Annotated in this window: 12 protein-coding genes; 7 read left to right on the top strand and 5 right to left on the bottom strand. The window is 68.4% G+C overall.

Annotated elements, in window-relative coordinates; genetic code table 11:
* Position 1: 1 nt before the first annotated feature.
* From J3P31_RS02005 to J3P31_RS01995, 3 genes are all read left to right on the top strand, one after another.
* The gene (locus tag J3P31_RS02005; protein ID WP_210526711.1) at positions 2–2,116 is read left to right on the top strand and encodes a GMC family oxidoreductase; all 2,115 of its coding nucleotides are present in this window, start codon (positions 2–4) and stop codon (positions 2,114–2,116) included.
* Positions 2,113–3,474 (top strand): M24 family metallopeptidase, encoded by a 1,362-nt coding sequence (locus J3P31_RS02000; RefSeq protein ID WP_210526710.1) that lies wholly within the window; start codon positions 2,113–2,115, stop codon positions 3,472–3,474. Before J3P31_RS02005 ends, J3P31_RS02000 begins: the two co-directional genes overlap by 4 nt.
* Before the next feature lie 93 nt (positions 3,475–3,567).
* Complete coding sequence (locus tag J3P31_RS01995) at positions 3,568–4,743, top strand: MFS transporter (protein WP_246849190.1); 1,176 nt, start codon at positions 3,568–3,570, stop codon at positions 4,741–4,743.
* A 33-nt stretch (positions 4,744–4,776) separates the two neighbouring features.
* Here J3P31_RS01995 and J3P31_RS01990 read toward each other — a convergent pair whose 3' ends face one another.
* Complete coding sequence (locus J3P31_RS01990; protein ID WP_210526709.1) at positions 4,777–5,220, bottom strand: MarR family winged helix-turn-helix transcriptional regulator; 444 nt, start codon at positions 5,218–5,220, stop codon at positions 4,777–4,779.
* Between the two features lie 84 nt (positions 5,221–5,304).
* On the opposite strand from J3P31_RS01990, the gene J3P31_RS01985 reads away from it, so the two are divergent.
* Positions 5,305–6,519 (top strand): MFS transporter, encoded by a 1,215-nt coding sequence (locus J3P31_RS01985; RefSeq protein ID WP_210526708.1) that lies wholly within the window; start codon positions 5,305–5,307, stop codon positions 6,517–6,519.
* Between the two features lie 32 nt (positions 6,520–6,551).
* Here J3P31_RS01985 and J3P31_RS01980 read toward each other — a convergent pair whose 3' ends face one another.
* Together J3P31_RS01980 and J3P31_RS01975 are read right to left on the bottom strand one after the other, a co-directional pair.
* A complete protein-coding gene (locus tag J3P31_RS01980) occupies positions 6,552–6,953 on the bottom strand; it encodes a hypothetical protein (RefSeq protein WP_210526707.1) in 402 nt (133 codons plus the stop codon).
* Between the two features lie 188 nt (positions 6,954–7,141).
* Positions 7,142–7,600 carry a MarR family winged helix-turn-helix transcriptional regulator gene (locus J3P31_RS01975; protein ID WP_210526706.1) on the bottom strand — a complete coding sequence of 153 codons (459 nt, stop codon included), beginning with the start codon at positions 7,598–7,600 and terminating at the stop codon, positions 7,142–7,144.
* A 138-nt stretch (positions 7,601–7,738) separates the two neighbouring features.
* Here J3P31_RS01975 and J3P31_RS01970 point away from each other — a divergent pair, with 138 nt between their 5' ends.
* Together J3P31_RS01970 and J3P31_RS01965 are read left to right on the top strand one after the other, a co-directional pair.
* Positions 7,739–9,091 carry an MFS transporter gene (locus J3P31_RS01970; protein ID WP_210526705.1) on the top strand — a complete coding sequence of 451 codons (1,353 nt, stop codon included), beginning with the start codon at positions 7,739–7,741 and terminating at the stop codon, positions 9,089–9,091.
* 120 nt (positions 9,092–9,211) lie between these two features.
* Positions 9,212–10,351, top strand: coding sequence for an aminotransferase class V-fold PLP-dependent enzyme (locus tag J3P31_RS01965; protein ID WP_210526704.1), 1,140 nt, complete (start codon positions 9,212–9,214; stop codon positions 10,349–10,351).
* A 96-nt stretch (positions 10,352–10,447) separates the two neighbouring features.
* Here J3P31_RS01965 and J3P31_RS01960 read toward each other — a convergent pair whose 3' ends face one another.
* On the bottom strand, positions 10,448–10,864 hold the full coding sequence (locus tag J3P31_RS01960; protein WP_210526703.1) for a winged helix-turn-helix transcriptional regulator: 417 nt from the start codon (positions 10,862–10,864) through the stop codon (positions 10,448–10,450).
* A gap of 327 nt (positions 10,865–11,191) precedes the next feature.
* On the opposite strand from J3P31_RS01960, the gene J3P31_RS01955 reads away from it, so the two are divergent.
* Positions 11,192–11,446: a hypothetical protein gene (locus J3P31_RS01955; protein WP_210526702.1), complete on the top strand. Its 255-nt coding sequence runs from the start codon at positions 11,192–11,194 to the stop codon at positions 11,444–11,446.
* Positions 11,447–11,638: 192 nt separating this feature from the next.
* Here J3P31_RS01955 and J3P31_RS01950 read toward each other — a convergent pair whose 3' ends face one another.
* Positions 11,639–15,253: a vitamin B12-dependent ribonucleotide reductase gene (locus J3P31_RS01950; protein WP_210526701.1), complete on the bottom strand. Its 3,615-nt coding sequence runs from the start codon at positions 15,251–15,253 to the stop codon at positions 11,639–11,641.
* Positions 15,254–15,656 lie beyond the last annotated feature (403 nt).

Here is a 15,656-nt window from a genome sequence, read left to right as displayed (position 1 = left end):
GATGAAGCTGATCGAGGACCCCGGACTCCGGCGCGTGCTGGAGGTCATGGCCCCCGACCCGGTCCTGGGCTGCGAGGCCATGGGCGTGCCGGCTTACGTCGCCCGTCGGCTCGGGGCCGAGGGACGGCGCTGGGGCGAACCCATCCATCACGGGCTGGCGCTCCTGGACGGGGCCGCGCTTGGGCGGCACGGCGTGGGGATCGCGGCGCTGGCCGACGGAGACCTCGCGGCCCTGATCGCCGAGATCGACGGCCAGCCGTGGTTCGCGGAGCTGGCCGGCTGGGTCGCCGAGGCCATCTACGCCAACCCCGCCAATGGCGGAAACCCCGGCGCGCTGTCCTGGCGCGAGGTGGGCTACCGCCATGGCCTTCCGGATGGACCGGACGGCCCGCCCCCGGCCCCGCGGCGCCCCCCGGCGCCCCTGCCCGCCCTGCGTGACGACTACGACGCGATCGTGGTCGGCAGCGGAGCAGGCGGCGGCATCGTGGCGAGCCAGCTTGCCTTGGCGGGGCAGCGGGTCCTGCTCGTGGAGCGGGGGTCCTGGCTCGATTACGCGAATGGCGGCCATCGCGACCACCTGCGCAACCACCGCAATCCCGTGCACGGCCACAACACCGGACCGGACCCCGACGACGGGCCGCGCGTGCTGGTCACGCCGGATGGTATCGAGACGCTGGTCGAGCCGCACACGATCGCCTACGGCCACAACGCCTCCTGCGTCGGCAGCGGGACGGTGGTCTACGGCGCGCAGGCCTGGCGGTTCCACCCGGACGACTTCCGCATGGCCAGCCGCTATGGCGTGCCGGACGGATCGTCGCTGGTGGATTGGCCCTTCGGCTACGACGATCTGGAGCCATGGTATGCCATGGCGGAGACGGAGATCGGGGTGGCCGGCGACCCGGGCCGGCTTTCGCACGAGCCCTGGCGCAGCGCACCGCTGCCCATGCCGCGGATGCCGGGCTACGACACGGCGCGGGTGCTGCGGCGGGGCGCTGCGGCCTTGGGCCTCGAAACGGTGACGCCCCCGCTGCTCGTGAACTCGGTGCCCTTCGACGGTCGGGCGGCCTGCATCGAATGCGGGAGCTGCATCGGCTTTCCCTGCCCGACGGACGCCAAGAACGGCACACAGAACACGCTGCTGCCCAAGGCGCTGGCCAGTGGCAACCTGACCCTGGCCACGGACATCCTGGCCCGGAGGATCGAGACCGACAGCGCCGGACGCGTGACGGGCGTGAGCCTGACGCGGACGGCCCCGCAGGGCGCGGAGGGACCTGTCTCGGTGCGCTCCCGGATCGTCGTCCTGTCGGCCGGCGCCATCGAGACCGCTCGGCTGCTGCTCCTGTCGGCCACCGCGAAGGAGCCGTGCGGGCTGGGCAACAACGCGGACCAGGTGGGGCGGCACCTGCAGGGGCACACCTATCCGACCGCGCTGGGCCTGTTCGACGAACCGGTCCATGCGTCGCGCGGGCCTGGCGTAACGATCGCCACGACGGCCTACGCCCATGGCAATCCCGGGATCGTGGGGGGCGCGATGATCGCGGACGACTTCGTGGTGCCCCCGGTGGCGTTCTGGGCCCAGGCCTTGCCCCCCGGCCTTCGGCGCTGGGGACAGGAGGCCCACGACTTCATGCGGGCGAACTATCGGCGCGTGTCGCAGGTCAAGGGGCCCGTGCACGAGATCCCCAGTCCCGACTGCCGGGTCCAGCTCGATCCCCGCGTCCGCGACAAGCGGGGGGAGCCGGTCGCGCGCCTGTCCGGCGTCGTCCACCCCGAGACCCAGAAGGCCGCGGGCTTCATCCTCGAACGGGCCAAGGACTGGCTGCGGGCGTCGGGCGCCCTTCGGGTCTGGGGCAGCGCGCCCGCGCCGCGCCTGTCTGCCTACCAGCATCAGGCCGGGACCTGCCGCATGGGCACCGACCCGTCCCTCTCGGTGACGGACCCGTTCGGACGGGTCTGGGGCCATGACAACCTGTTCGTGGCCGATGGCTCGCTGCATCCCACGAACGGCGCGTTCAATCCTGTCCTGACCATCATGGCGCTGGCCTTTCGCAGCGCCGACCACATCCTGTCCAGCCTGGGCGCCGCTCAGCCCACCCTGCCGAAGAGAAGAACATGACCAAGCTTCAGCCCGTCACCATCCCCGATTTCGGCGTGCCGCTGGCTCGTCCGGCCATCCCCGCCGCGACGCTGGCCGCGCGGTGCGACGCGCTCTATGCCCAGGCAGGCACGACCTGGGTCTTCGTCTATGCGGACCGGGAGCACAACGCGAACATCCTGTTCCTCAGCGGGTTCGACCCTCGCTTCGAGGAAGCCGCGCTGCTTCTCGGCCCCGGCGGGCAGCGCATCGTCATCACCGGCAACGAATCCGAGAGCTTCACCGCCATCTCGCCGCTGCCGAACCTGCGCACCCTGCTCTGCCAGTCCATGAGTTTGATGGCCCAGGACCGGACCCGCAAGCCGAGCCTTGAGGCGGTCCTGCGGGACGCGGGCCTGACACGCGGCGACACGGTCGGGGTCGTGGGGTGGAAGTATCTAGGCCCCGAGGAATGGGACGACGAGCGGCCGGGCTTCCTGGTGCCGCATTCCATGATCGTGATCCTGTCCCGCGTGATCGGTGGCAGCGAAGGGCTGTCGGACGCGACCGCCCTCCTCATGAACCCGCGCGACGGGCTGAGGTCCATCGTGGACGCCGACCAGATCGCCGCCTTCGAATGGGCGTCGGCCCGATCCTCCGCCTCGGTCTGGAACGTCCTGACCCGGACGCGCCCCGGCCAGCGCGAGATCGAAGCCGCCGCGAACCTGTCCTATGCGGGCGAGCCTCTCAGCGCGCATGTCATGTTCGCCTCGGGGGACCGCCACACCCGGATCCACGGGCTCAACAGCCCGGGCGGGCGGATCCTGTCCAAGGGGGACGGGGTCACGACGGCGGTGGGATACTGGGGGGGCCTGTCCTCCCGCGCCGGGCTGCTCGACGACCGGAACGACACCTTCGCCGGAATCGCCGCCGCCTATTTCGACGGGCTGGTGCGCTGGTACGACACCGCCGATATCGGCGTGACCGGGGGGGCTCTGCACGACGCGGTGATCGCCAAGCTGGCCGAGGGCGGCCTGACGCCCGCGCTGAACCCCGGCCATCTTGTCAGCTACGACGAATGGAGCCACTCCCCGGTGCGGCCCGGCTCCACGGACGTGCTCCGGTCGGGCATGGTGTTCCAGGTGGACGTGATCCCGACGCCGATGCCGGACGGGGCCGCCCTGAACTGCGAGGATGCGGTGGCGATCGCCGATGTCGATCTGCGGGCCGACCTTGCCGCCCGTCACCCCGAGGTCTGGGCCCGGATCGAGGCGCGGCGCGCCTTCCTGCGCGACAGCCTGGGCGTGACGCTCAGGGAGAGCCTCCTGCCGCTGTCGAACATCCAGCTGGCTCTGCCGCCGTTCTGGCTTGCGAGCGAGATGCTCTTCGTCAACGACTAGGTCCCGGGCCGCGGCGGGCCTGGCCCGCCGCCACCGGTCCGAACGGCCGGGAAAGCAGGGATGTTGCCTGTCCCCGCCAGCTAGGCCCGAAGCATGAAGGTGAACCCGTTGCAACTGCGCTCTCCCCGCCTGGCCGTCGGCGCGATGTTCCTGCTGGCTGGGGGCCTGTTCGGGGTCTGGGCCTCGCGCATCCCGGCCTTCGTGGACCGATTCCAGCTGTCCGAGACCAAGCTCGGGCTCCTGCTGCTTTGCGTCGCGCTGGGGGCCATCGTGTCGTTCCCCCTCGCCGGGAAGCTGTCGGACCGCCTGGGCGCCGGCGGCCTCTGCCGGCGGGTCGGCGCGCTGTATGTGCTGGCCTTCTGGACGCTCGCCTTCGTCCCCGAGGTCTGGATGCTGGGCCTTTGCCTGGCGCTGTTCGGCGCGGGCCTGGGCTCGCTCGATGTGGCGATGAACGCCTGGGGCGCCGAAGTGGAGCAGCATCACGGCCGCCCGATGATGTCGTCGTTCCACGCGATGTTCAGCCTGGGGGCGGGGCTCGGGGCGGCGTCCGGCTACCTGGCCGTCCGAACGGGCCTGAGCGTCCCGGCGCATTTCCTGCTGGCGGGCGGCGCGATTGGCCTCCTGGCGCAGGTCATGGGCGCCATCCGCTGGACCTCGCGGCGCTCTGCGTCGGGCGGGGAGGCCTTCGCGCTGCCGAAGGGCTCCCTGGTCCTGGTCGGGCTGCTCGCCTTCTGCGCCTCGGTCGGTGAGGGCGCCGTGGCGGACTGGAGCGCCGTGTTCCTGTCCTCGGTCATGGCGATGACCGAAGCGCAGGCCGCCCTTGGCTATGCTGCCTTCTCGGCGGCGATGGTCGTCATGCGGCTCGCGGGGGATCGGGTCATCGGGCGTCTGGGCTCGGTGGCCAGCGCGCGCCTGAGCGGCCTTCTGGCGGCCACCGGGGTCGCCACGGTCCTGCTAGCCCAGCAGTTCGCCGTGGCCCTGCTCGGCTTCACCCTGCTGGGCATCGGCTATGCCGTCGTGGCGCCACTGACGTTCTCCCGCGCGGCAGCGGACCCCGACATGCCGCCGGGGCAGGCCATCGCGAGCGTGGCGACGCTGAACTACGGCGGGATGCTGATCGGTCCGCCCCTGATCGGGTTCATTGCCGAGGGCACCTCCCTTCGCGGAGCCTTTCTCGTTCTTGCCATCCTGTCCCTTGTCATGGCCGCGCTTGCGCCAAGCCTGCGGACGTCGACGGCGGCCAAGACGACGGACGGCGACATCGCCTGACGCGGGATGTTCCTGCTGCCTTCGGGAGCGGACTCAGCCCAGATCAGCCAGGGTCCTGGCCAGAGCCGCAGCCTCCGCCCCGCGGAGGTCGGCCTGAACCCTCGCATGTTCCTCGCGCCAGAGTGGCACGGCCCTGCCCACGAGGTCGCGCCCAGAACCCGTGAGCCTGGGACGTCGCGCCCGTGCGTCGTCCGGGTCCGGCTGCAGCTCCACAAGGCCGCGCCGCTCAAGGGTCTTCATCGCAGCCGTGACTGTTGTCGAATCCATGCCGAGGAAGGCGGCCAGCTCGCTCAGCCGCGGATGCCATGTGCCGCTTAGGGCGACCAGCATCGAGAACTGGCCGTTGGTCAGGCCGAGGGGCGCAAACACGCGGTCGAACCGCCGCGCCAGCCGACGGGCGGCCCTCTGCGCCGCCAGACACAGGCACTGGTCGCGGATCTCCTGGACCGTGGCGATGGACAGCATCGGGTCGGACATGTTAGGTTGATATCAACATATCAAGAACAGCACAAGGTCCGCCGGGCTGGGTCACCCGCACCGCGCGGCCGCGGGGGAGGCATGATGGCAGACTCGTCCTATCGTTGGGTGGTGGTGGCCGCAGGCGGCCTGATGGGTTGCGTGGCCATGGGGGCGATGTTTTCGCTGCCGGTGCTCCTGACCCCGATGACCGAGGCGACCGACTGGTCGCGCACCGGCATCTCGGCGGCAATGACGATCGGCTTCCTCGCCATGGCCGTGACCTCGATGATCTGGGGCGCCCTGTCGGACCGGTTCGGCGCGCGGCCCGTGGTGCTGGCGGGGGCAGGCCTGTTCTCGCTCAGCCTTTGGCTCGCGGGCCAGGCACCGTCGCTGCTAGCCTTTCAGCTGACCTTCGGTGTCATGGTGGGCGGAGCGGTGGCGGCGTTCTTCGCCCCGATGATGGCCACGGTGACGGGATGGTTCACGACCCAGCGTGGGCTGGCGGTCTCGCTCGTCTCGGCGGGGATGGGGCTCGCGCCGGTCACCATGTCGCCCCTGGCTGCGCGGCTGGTGGCGGCCCATGACTGGCGCACGGTGCTGTCCATCATGGCGGTGCTGGTCGCCGTCGTGACCATACCAGCCGCGCTGCTGCTGCGTCGCCCCCCGGAAGTTCAGGACGGCGCGTCGAGCACCCCGGACGCGCCCGATGCGGGCATGAGCGTCCGGCAGGCGGTGACCTCCCTGCCCTTCATCGTGCTGGTCCTCACCAACTTCTTCTGCTGCGCGACCCATTCGGGGCCGATCTTCCATACGGTCAGCTATGCGGAGATCTGCGGGATCTCGGCGCTGGCCGCCGTGTCGATCTACTCGGTCGAAGGGATCGCCGGCATGGGCGGACGGATCGGCTTCGGCATCCTGGGAGACCGGCTGGGGGCCAAGCGCGTGCTGGTGGGCGGTCTCCTGGCCCAGGCCGTCGGTGCGCTGAGCTACTACTTCGCCCGCGATCTCCTGCAGTTCTACGTGGTGGCCGCGGCGTTCGGCTTCATCTACGCCGGAATCATGCCGCTCTACGCCGTGCTGGTCCGCGAGAACTTCCCCATGAAGATGATGGGAACGATCATCGGCGGCACCAGCATGGCGGGCAGCCTGGGGATGGCCACCGGGCCGGTTCTGGGCGGCTGGATCTTTGACACGACCGGAGGTTATGGGACGCTCTACATCGCGAGCTTCGGGCTCGGGCTCGCCGCCGTCCTGATCGCGGCCACGTTCCGGTCGTTTGCCGTGCCCCAGGACGCCAAGGCGGTCCAGGCGGCCTGACGCCGAGAACCTGTTGCCCTGGCGACAGGACGTCAGAACAGCGACAGCTGCGGAGCCGATTTGCGACGCGGCTTGGCAGGGGCCTTGGCCTTAGGCCGCTCCTGCCGGATCCGGGCCATCGCCCGGTCGCGGGCGACGGCTTCGGGCGCGGACGGGTCGTCGTCGAGCCATTTGCCGCGCTTGATCACCTCGTTGACCCGGCCCTGGTTCACGCCCAACTCGAAGGCGATCTCCTGTTGCGTCATCTTGGTGCTTTCATGCAACTCGAGGATGCGTCGAGCGAGGTCGGGGGTCATCTTGCGTCCCACGACACGGCGTGCCCGGGCGACCTGCCGCGTCTTGCGGTCCCGTTCGCGCAGTTTTTCCAGGATCGCCAGAGCCTGGCGCATTCCCTGCGCGCGAAGCGCTTCCTCGAACTCCTTGAGCGTGGCCATGACGGTCCCCCTCGTGGCCCGGGGCGCGGGCCCTGGATCAATATCTGCCTCGAACATCGTGCAGATCAAGGGTTTTTGCGGTGCGGCCGGTCGAGTGGGAGGTCCTGCGGGTCCGTATCGCGATGGGCACCTTCCCGGCTTGGAGGCTCCAGCGGGGATCAGGATCTTCGGAGCGGGCCCACGGGAGGTCAGGTGCCATCCTGCGCGGCCTCAAGGTCCCGAAGCCGCTGCCTGATCCTGTCGAAGCCGCCAAGCATCGACTCGATCTCCTGATCCGACAGGCCGGACAGCAGCTCCGCTTCGGCGACGGCCAGCAGCCGGCGGATGCGGGCCACTTCCTCCCGCCCCGCCTCGGTCAGCAGGATGAGCCGGACGCGGCGGTCGCCCTGACCGACCTGACGCACGAGAAGGCCCTTGCGCTCAAGGATGTCGAGAAGACGGACGAGGCTCGAGTCGTCCACGCCCACGCGGATCGCAAGATCCTTTTGCGTGATGCCGTCGCCCGATTCCGCCAGATGGATCAGCGGCCTCCAGCTCGCATCGCTCAGCCCCACCTGGGCGAGCTGCCGTTCGACCGTCCGGCGCCACTGCCGAGCCAGAACCGAGAACTGGAAGCCGAACCGTTCCCGGGCGGGGACATCGCGCATCCAGGCTCCTCCATCCGATATACTTTGCATTGCAATACAAATTTTATGCTGTTAACGCAACAATATTTCCGCAGAGCGCCCGCCCGGCCGTGGTCCGGGCCGTTGCGCGGCCTGACCCGCCCTACGAGGAGTAGTCCCATGTCAACCTTGGCTTCGGCCCGGCCCGTCGAGGGCTCGCCCGCGAACTCGCGGTCGCGGGTGATCCTGGCCAGCCTGATCGGCACCACCATCGAGTTCTACGACTTCTACGTCTATGCGACCGCAGCGGTCCTGGTGTTTCCGCACCTGTTCTTCCCGGCCGGGAATGAAACCACCGCCCTCCTCGCCTCGTTCGCGGTATTCGGAGCGGCCATGGTCGCGCGCCCGCTTGGCGCGATCTTCTTCGGCCATCTGGGCGACCGGCGCGGGCGCAAGATCACCCTGGTTGGCGCACTGCTCACCATGGGGATCGCGACGTTCCTCATCGGCCTCCTGCCCACCTACCCCACGGCCGGTTGGCTCGCGCCGGCGCTGCTCGTGCTGCTGCGGCTGGCCCAAGGATTCGCGCTGGGAGGTGAATGGAGCGGCGCCGCGCTCGTCGCGACCGAGAACGCTCCTCCCGGCCAGCGGGCCGTCTATGGGACCTTCCCGCAACTCGGCGCTCCGGTCGGCTTCATCCTCGCGAACGGATTGTTCCTGATCATCGCGGCGGCCCTGCCTTCGGGCGATCCGTCCCAGCCGTCGCAGGCCTTCCTCGAATGGGGCTGGCGCATCCCGTTCCTGTTCTCGGCCGTCATGGTCGTCGTGGGGCTTTGGGTGCGGCTCAACCTGATCGAAAGCTCGGCCTTCGAACGGACCGTCCGGACAGGCCAGATCCAGAAGCTGCCGCTCGCCTCGGCGGTGCGGACGCATTGGAAGGCGATGATCCTGGGCACCTTCTACATGCTGGCGACCTATGTCCTCTTCTACCTGATGACGACCTTCTCGCTCAGCTACGGGCGGGCGGCGCCGACCGCGGACGTGCCCGGACTGGGCTACGATTACAGAACCTTCGTGCTCATGATGATCATCGGCGTGGTGTTCTTCGGCGTATTCACGATGCTGTCGGGGCCCTGGGCCGATCGGTGGGGCCGCCGCCGGACGCTGATCGCCGTCACCCTGGGCATCGTGGTCTTCGGACTGGCCTGGGTGCCGCTGCTGTCCGCTGGCACGGCGGGCGTGATGGCCTGGCTGATCCTGGGCTTCAGCCTGATGGGCATGACCTTCGGACCGATGGGCGCGCTCCTGCCCGAACTGTTCCCGGCGCGGGTCCGCTACACCGGGTCCGGCATCGCCTACAACGTGTCGTCCATCCTGGGCGCGGCGGTGGCTCCGTTCATCGCGGTCGCCCTGTGGCGCGCGGGGGCCGGAAGCCCGTTCTGGGTCGGCGTCTACCTGTCGGCCATGGCGGTCATCACGCTCGTGGCCCTGCTGATCGGGCGCGAAACGCAGGGCATCGACATCGAAGCCTGAGGACCCGGCCCCCAGGGGGCACCCCGCCGGGTGTCCCCTGGGGCCAGCGTCCTGGGCCCACGCTGGCGACGGACGTGGGCCGGGCTATCTTCCGATCGCCTGCAAGAAGGAGACGAGGCGATGGACGACGGAACTCCCCGCCACTTCCCGGTTGATCCCGATGGCCTCATGGAGTTCTCGGTGGTCTTCACCGACCGGTCGCTGAACCACATGTCGAAGCTGTTCCAAGGGGTCATGCGCGACATCTCGGCGGGGTTGAAGGAGGTCTACGGCGCCGATGCCGTGGCCATCGTCCCGGGCGGGGGCACCTTCGGGATGGAGGCGGTGGCAAGGCAGTTCGGCGGTGGCGCCCATGCGCTCATCATCCGGAATGGCTGGTTCTCCTACCGTTGGACGCAGATCTTCGAAGCAGGAGGGTTTGCGGCCAAGACGACCGTGCTCAAGGCCCGGCCGCAGGGTAATGCCGCGCCCGCCCCCTTTGCCCCGGCTCCCATCGAGGACGCCGTCGCCGCGATCCGCGCGGCCCGACCCGACGCGGTCTTCGCCCCGCATGTCGAGACGTCGGCGGGGATCATCCTGACCGACGACTACATCCGCACGCTGGCCGACGCGGCCCACGAGGTCGGTGCCCTGATGGTTCTCGACTGCGTGGCCTCGGGCTGCGTCTGGGTCGACATGCGGCGGACCGGAGTCGACGTGCTCATCTCCGCGCCCCAGAAAGGCTGGTCCTCGACGCCGGCGGCAGGCCTCGTGATGATGTCGGAACGGGCGCGGATGCGGATGGAGGAAACCACCTCGAACAGCTTCGCGATGGATCTCCGGAAATGGGCGTCCATCATGGCCGCCTACGAGGCAGGCGGCCATGCCTATCACGCCACGATGCCGACCGACTCGCTTCGCCAGTTCCGCGATACGATGAACGAAACCCGGGCCTTCGGCTTCGACCGGGCCAAGGCGGCGCAGTGGGAGCTGGGCCGCGCCGTGCGGGGCATCCTGGCGGACAGGGGGCAACGCTCGGTCGCGGCGCCCGGCTGGGAGGCGCCCAGCGTGGTCGTCTGCTTCACCGACGATCCCGAGCTGCAGTCGGGTCGACGGTTCGCCGCCCAGGGCATGCAGATCGCGGCCGGGGTGCCCCTGCAGGTCGATGAGCCGGACAGCTACCGCAGCTTCCGGGTCGGGCTTTTCGGGCTGGACAAGCTGGGCGACGTTGCCGCCACCGCTGAGCGGTTCCGCGCCGTTGCGGACCGGGTGTTCGGCTGAGCCGGAGGGCTCCACGCTCGCAGGTGACGCACCGTTCCGGGATCGCGGCGGCGCCCTGACCGAAAGGAGTGCCGCCGTTCTTCGGCGGCCAGAGGCTCAGCCCAGTCGCGACGGGACCGCTGGCTTCTCCTCCACGTCGTCGAAGTCGGCCTCCAGGTTCAGGCTGTCGCCGTGCTTCTCGGACCAATGGCGGATCGCCTCGAACACGATGCGGAGATCGCGGGCCGCCTCGGTCAACTCGTACTCCACGCGCGGAGGCACCTCGGGAAAGACGGTCCGGGTCACGAGGCCATGCCGCTCCAGCTCCCGCAACTGGGTGGTCAGCATGTGCTGCGTGATGCCGGGGATGGAGCGCATCAGCTCCCCGAAGCGAAGCTTGCCCTCGCGCAGGCTCCAGAGGATCTCGGCCTTCCACTTGCCGGTCAGAAGCTTCAGGGCGGCGTGGAAACAGATCCTTGGCCCGGCGCTGTCGAACAGGGGGCGGCTGTCCTGGGTCTCGCGGGCCTCCGTCATGCCGTTCTCTCCATTGCTGCAATGATCGATGTTGTAGCAGGATTTCGAACCTATGTCGCAATTTGATAGTGCCAACGATATTTCGGCTGCCATCTGGAAGGCGAGGAGCTTGGCACTTGGCAGGCGGCCACCGCCGGCCCTCGTTCTCGTCGCCGTGGTCGACCGCAGGTTTGGAGCCATGCTCCGCTTTGCAGGCGGTGCCTTCCGTCGCGGAGGATGAAGGACCCTTGGTCGGATCGGGCGTGTTCCCTTGCCGTCCCGAGGACGAGCACCAACCTCGTCCAGAACGACGCCGATGCTGGCCAGCCAATCCCGGAAGGAAACACCATGACCACGCTTTTCCGCCGCCGCTACACCGTCACGCTCTACACCTCGGAGGCGGGCCTCGACCTACGGGACGAGATCAGCGAATCGCTGATGGATATCGAGAACGAGAGCATCGCGCTGGGCACCGTCGAGCTGCAGGACAACGAGGCGGAAGTCTCGGAGGATGAGGCCGAGCGGGACCTTGATGCCGTCGAGGTAGGCTTTGCCTCAATGAGCGAGGAGGAGTTCGCGGATCTGGAAAAGGACGACGACTGAGCGACGTCCAACCGGAGCGGCCCGGCGTTCGGTGCTGGGTCGTCGGCCACATGATCCCCAGGACGGATCGAGATCCGGGTCTGACCTGACGGGTGGCCCCGCTCAATGGCAAGGCCCGAGCGCGGTGTCGCGCTCGGGCCCAGGATGGGGATCGACTTTCACCCGGAACCATCCGGGGATAGGCCGCCAGTGTCAGCTACAACCGCTGGTTCCGCCGCAGGTGTTGCACTTGAGGCAGGTGCCGTTGCGGACGAGCGTGTAGTTCCCGCACTCGCCGCAGGGGTCGCCTTCGTAGCCTTGGATGCGCGCCTTGTCGCGGGCGCTGATCGGGCCGGACGAAAGCGCCGCGACCGAGGTCGTCGCCTCGTAGGTGGTGCTGGCCGCCGCCTCGACCGCCGCGCCGAAGGTGCCGTTCAGAACCGCCAGATCCTGGGGCAGACGCTTGCGCAGGTACCCCGTGGAGCTGATCTGCTTGAGCACCGCGATCGAGCGCGACGCGGCGCTGTCGGCCACCGGGGACACGTTCCGCTCGGCCTCGCCGTGGCCCAGCTCGTCGAAGCTCGGTCCCTTGGGCGCGACATGGGCGAGATCGGTGCGATCGAGGTAGGAGATCGCCAGCTCCCGGAAGATGTAGTCGAGGATCGAGGTCGCCGACTTGATCGAGTCGTTGCCCTGCACCATCCCCGCGGGTTCGAAGCGGGTGAAGGTGAAGGCGTCCACGAACTCCTCGAGCGGCACGCCGTACTGGAGGCCGACCGACACGGCGATGGCGAAATTGTTCATCATCGCCCGGAAGCCCGCGCCTTCCTTGTGCATGTCGAGGAAGATCTCGCCCAGGCGGCCGTCCGAGTATTCGCCCGTCCGCAGGTAGACCTTGTGCCCCCCGATGATGGCCTTCTGGGTGTAACCCTTGCGGCGGGCCGGCAGCTTGTCGCGCTCCCGGGTGCGGACCTCGCGGACCACGATCTTTTCCACGATCTTCTCGGCCAGGACGGCCACCTTGTCGTGGCTGGACCCGTTCGTCAGCACCTCCTCGGCGTCCTCGTCGCCGTCGATCAGGGCGGCGGCGAGCGGCTGGGACAGCTTGGATCCGTCCCGGTAGAGCGCGTTGGCTTTCACGCCCAGGCTCCAGGACAGGAAGTAGGCGTCCTGGCAATCCTTGATCGTGGCCGAGTTGGGCATGTTGATGGTCTTGGAGATCGCGCCCGAGATGAAGCTCTGCGCGGCGGCCATCATCGTGATGTGGCTTTCGACGGACAGGAACCGCTTGCCCTTCTTGCCGCAGGGGTTCGCGCAGTCGAAGACCGACAGATGCTCCTCGCGCAGGTGCGGGGCCCCTTCCAGGGTCATCGTTCCGCAGACGTGGTCGTTCGCCGCCTCGATCTGCGCCTTGGTGAAGCCCAGGTGGCGCAGCAGGTCGAAGCAGGGATCCGTCAGCCGCGCGGCAGGGATGCCGAGGGTCTTGGTGCAGAACTCCTCGCCCAGGGTCCACTGGTTGAAGACGAAGCGGACGTCGAAGGCCTGGGGCAGCGCGGCCTCGATCTTCTCCAGCTCCTCGGCGCCGAAGCCATGCCCCAGGAGGGCGGTGTGGTTGATCCCGGGGGCGTTGGCCAGCGTACGATGGCCCACGGCATAGGCGATGATGTCCTCGATCTCGGCCGAGGTGTAGCCGAGCTTGTCGAGCGCGGCGGGGACCGACTGGTTGATGATCTTGAAGTAACCGCCGCCCGCCAGCTTCTTGAACTTCACGAGGGCGAAGTCCGGCTCGATCCCCGTGGTGTCGCAGTCCATGACGAGGCCGATCGTGCCGGTGGGCGCGATGACCGTGGTCTGCGCGTTGCGGAAGCCGTGCGCCTCGCCCAGAGTCAGGGCGTCGTCCCAGGCCTGCATGGCCAGTTCCGACAGGCGCAGATCCGGGCAGTTCCCATGATCGAGCGGCACGGGCTTGATCGCCAGCCCTTCGAAGCCGCCGACCTGGCCATGTGCGGCCCGGCGATGGTTCCGGATGACCCGCAGCATCGCCTCGCGGTTGCGGCCAAAGCCTGCAAAGGGACCGAGCTCCGACGCGATCTCGGCCGAGGTCGCATAGGCGGTGCCCGTCATGATCGCCGTGAGTGCACCGCAGAGCGCGCGGCCTTCGTCCGAGTCGTAGCCAAGCCCCATGTTCATCAGCAGGCCGCCGATGTTCGCATAGCCCAGGCCCAAGGTCCGGAAGTCATAGGACAGCTGGGCGATCTCCTTGGACGGGAACTGGGCCATGGTGACGCTGATCTCGAGCGTCAGGGTCCAGAGCTTGACCGCATGGATGTATTCGCCGGCGTCGAACTCCTCCCCCGTCCAGAAGGTCAGGAGGTTCAGCGAGGCCAGGTTGCAGGCGGTGTCATCAAGGAACATGTACTCCGAGCAGGGGTTCGAGCCCCGGATCGGACCGTCGGCCGGGCAGGTGTGCCAGGCGTTGACGGTGTCGTGGAACTGGATGCCGGGGTCGGCGCAGGCCCAGGCGGCATGGCCGATCTGGTCCCACAGGTCGCGCGCCTTGAGCGACTTGGTCACCTTCCCGTCACGGCGGGCCTTGAGGTTCCAGTCCCCGTCCGCCTCGACGGCGCGCAGGAAGGCGTCCGTGACGCGGATCGAGTTGTTCGAGTTCTGGCCTGACACGGAGGCGTAGGCCTCGGAATCCCAGTCGGTGTCGTAGGTCGGGAACTCGATCGAGTCGAAGCCCTGCTTGGCGTAGTCGAGCACGCGCTTGATGTAGGTCTCGGGGATCGCGGACTTCTTGGCCTCGCGGATCGCCTGCTTGAGAGCCTCGTTCTTCGTGGGCTCGTAGGCGTCGGCGACCTCGCCGTCCCAGGACTTCAGCGCCTCGAAGATGCCGTTCAGGCGCTTTTCGTGCATCTTGGAGCCGGCGACGATGCTCGCCACCTTCTGCTCCTCGATGACCTTCCAGTTGATGAAGGCTTCGATGTCAGGATGGTCGGCGTCGACGATGACCATCTTGGCCGCGCGGCGCGTGGTGCCGCCCGACTTGATCGCGCCCGCCGCCCGGTCGCCGATCTTGAGGAAGCCCATCAGGCCCGAAGAGCGGCCGCCGCCCGACAGCTTTTCGCCCTCGCCGCGCAGCGACGAGAAGTTGGTGCCGGTGCCCGAGCCGTACTTGAAGAGGCGCGCCTCGCGGACCCAGAGGTCCATGATCCCGCCCTCGTTCACCAGGTCGTCCTGAACCGACTGGATGAAGCAGGCGTGGGGCTGGGGGTGCTCGTAGGCGCTCTTGGAGCGGGTGAGCTTCCCGGTCTTGTAGTCCACGTAGTAGTGGCCCTGCGCCGGCCCGTCGATGCCGTAGGCCCAGTGCAGGCCGGTGTTGAACCATTGCGGCGAGTTGGGCGCGCCCATCTGGCGGGCCAGCATGTGCCGCATCTCGTCGTAATAGGCGCGGGCGTCGGACTCGGCGGTGAAGTAGCCGCCCTTCCAGCCCCAGTAGGCCCAGGCGCCCGCCAGGCGGTCGAAGACCTGCTTGGCCGAGGTCTCGCCCTCGAAGGCCGCGCCCTTGGCGGGCACCGAGCGGCGAAGCCAGGCGGGGACGCCCTCCTCGTCGACCGGAGCCACCGCCGAGGGCACGCCCGCCTTGCGGAAGTACTTCTGGGCAATCACGTCGGCTGCGACCTGCGACCAGGATTCGGGCACCTCGAGCGTGTCCAGCTTGAACACGGTGGTCCCATCCGGATTGCGGATTTCGGAGGCGGTCGTCCGGAAGGCAATGCCTTCGTAAGCATCCCGCCCGTCGGTGGTGAATGCACGTGCGATCTTCATGTCCTCGGCCTCCTTATGCCGGTCGAATTCTGTCCCGCCGACAGCCGAGGCCGTTCGGAGCGAGGTCATCGCTCCGCCACGGACCCCGACGGTCCGCATGTTGTCCGGTCATCTTCGCCTGTCGTCAGCCACCATATGTTGTGGGCGGCTACTGCACCAACACATCCTGTCGGATACCGTTCCTCGCGGCAATGTGAATCTTGATGTGGATAACGCGTTTTTCGGGTTTGACTCCGAGGGCTGTCAGAGTCCTCGCGATCGGGCCCGATTCTCCCCCAAGGACCCCCAGACTTATCCACAGGGGAGTGGCGCTTCCGCGACAATGGGACGAATTTATGAAGCTCCGAACGACAGCATCGGAAATGAAAAGGCCCGCCCTTCAAGAGGGCGGGCCGATCAGGTC

The organism is Rubellimicrobium arenae, from assembly GCF_017916275.1.
Lineage (GTDB): Bacteria > Pseudomonadota > Alphaproteobacteria > Rhodobacterales > Rhodobacteraceae > Rubellimicrobium > Rubellimicrobium arenae.
This window is presented reverse-complemented; position numbering and strand designations above follow the sequence as displayed.

What these genes read in the sequence shown, in the direction of transcription:
- J3P31_RS01965 (WP_210526704.1), top strand. Translation starts at nt 9,212, where the DNA reads ATGGACGACGGAACTCCCCGCCACTTCCCGGTTGATCCCGATGGCCTC.
- J3P31_RS01980 (WP_210526707.1), bottom strand. Translation starts at nt 6,953, where the DNA reads ATGGCCACGCTCAAGGAGTTCGAGGAAGCGCTTCGCGCGCAGGGAATG.
- J3P31_RS01950 (WP_210526701.1), bottom strand. Translation starts at nt 15,253, where the DNA reads ATGAAGATCGCACGTGCATTCACCACCGACGGGCGGGATGCTTACGAA.
- J3P31_RS01985 (WP_210526708.1), top strand. Translation starts at nt 5,305, where the DNA reads ATGGCAGACTCGTCCTATCGTTGGGTGGTGGTGGCCGCAGGCGGCCTG.
- J3P31_RS01955 (WP_210526702.1), top strand. Translation starts at nt 11,192, where the DNA reads ATGACCACGCTTTTCCGCCGCCGCTACACCGTCACGCTCTACACCTCG.
- J3P31_RS01990 (WP_210526709.1), bottom strand. Translation starts at nt 5,220, where the DNA reads ATGTCCGACCCGATGCTGTCCATCGCCACGGTCCAGGAGATCCGCGAC.
- J3P31_RS01960 (WP_210526703.1), bottom strand. Translation starts at nt 10,864, where the DNA reads ATGACGGAGGCCCGCGAGACCCAGGACAGCCGCCCCCTGTTCGACAGC.
- J3P31_RS01995 (WP_246849190.1), top strand. Translation starts at nt 3,568, where the DNA reads ATGAAGGTGAACCCGTTGCAACTGCGCTCTCCCCGCCTGGCCGTCGGC.
- J3P31_RS02000 (WP_210526710.1), top strand. Translation starts at nt 2,113, where the DNA reads ATGACCAAGCTTCAGCCCGTCACCATCCCCGATTTCGGCGTGCCGCTG.
- J3P31_RS01975 (WP_210526706.1), bottom strand. Translation starts at nt 7,600, where the DNA reads ATGCGCGATGTCCCCGCCCGGGAACGGTTCGGCTTCCAGTTCTCGGTT.
- J3P31_RS02005 (WP_210526711.1), top strand. Translation starts at nt 2, where the DNA reads ATGAAGCTGATCGAGGACCCCGGACTCCGGCGCGTGCTGGAGGTCATG.
- J3P31_RS01970 (WP_210526705.1), top strand. Translation starts at nt 7,739, where the DNA reads ATGTCAACCTTGGCTTCGGCCCGGCCCGTCGAGGGCTCGCCCGCGAAC.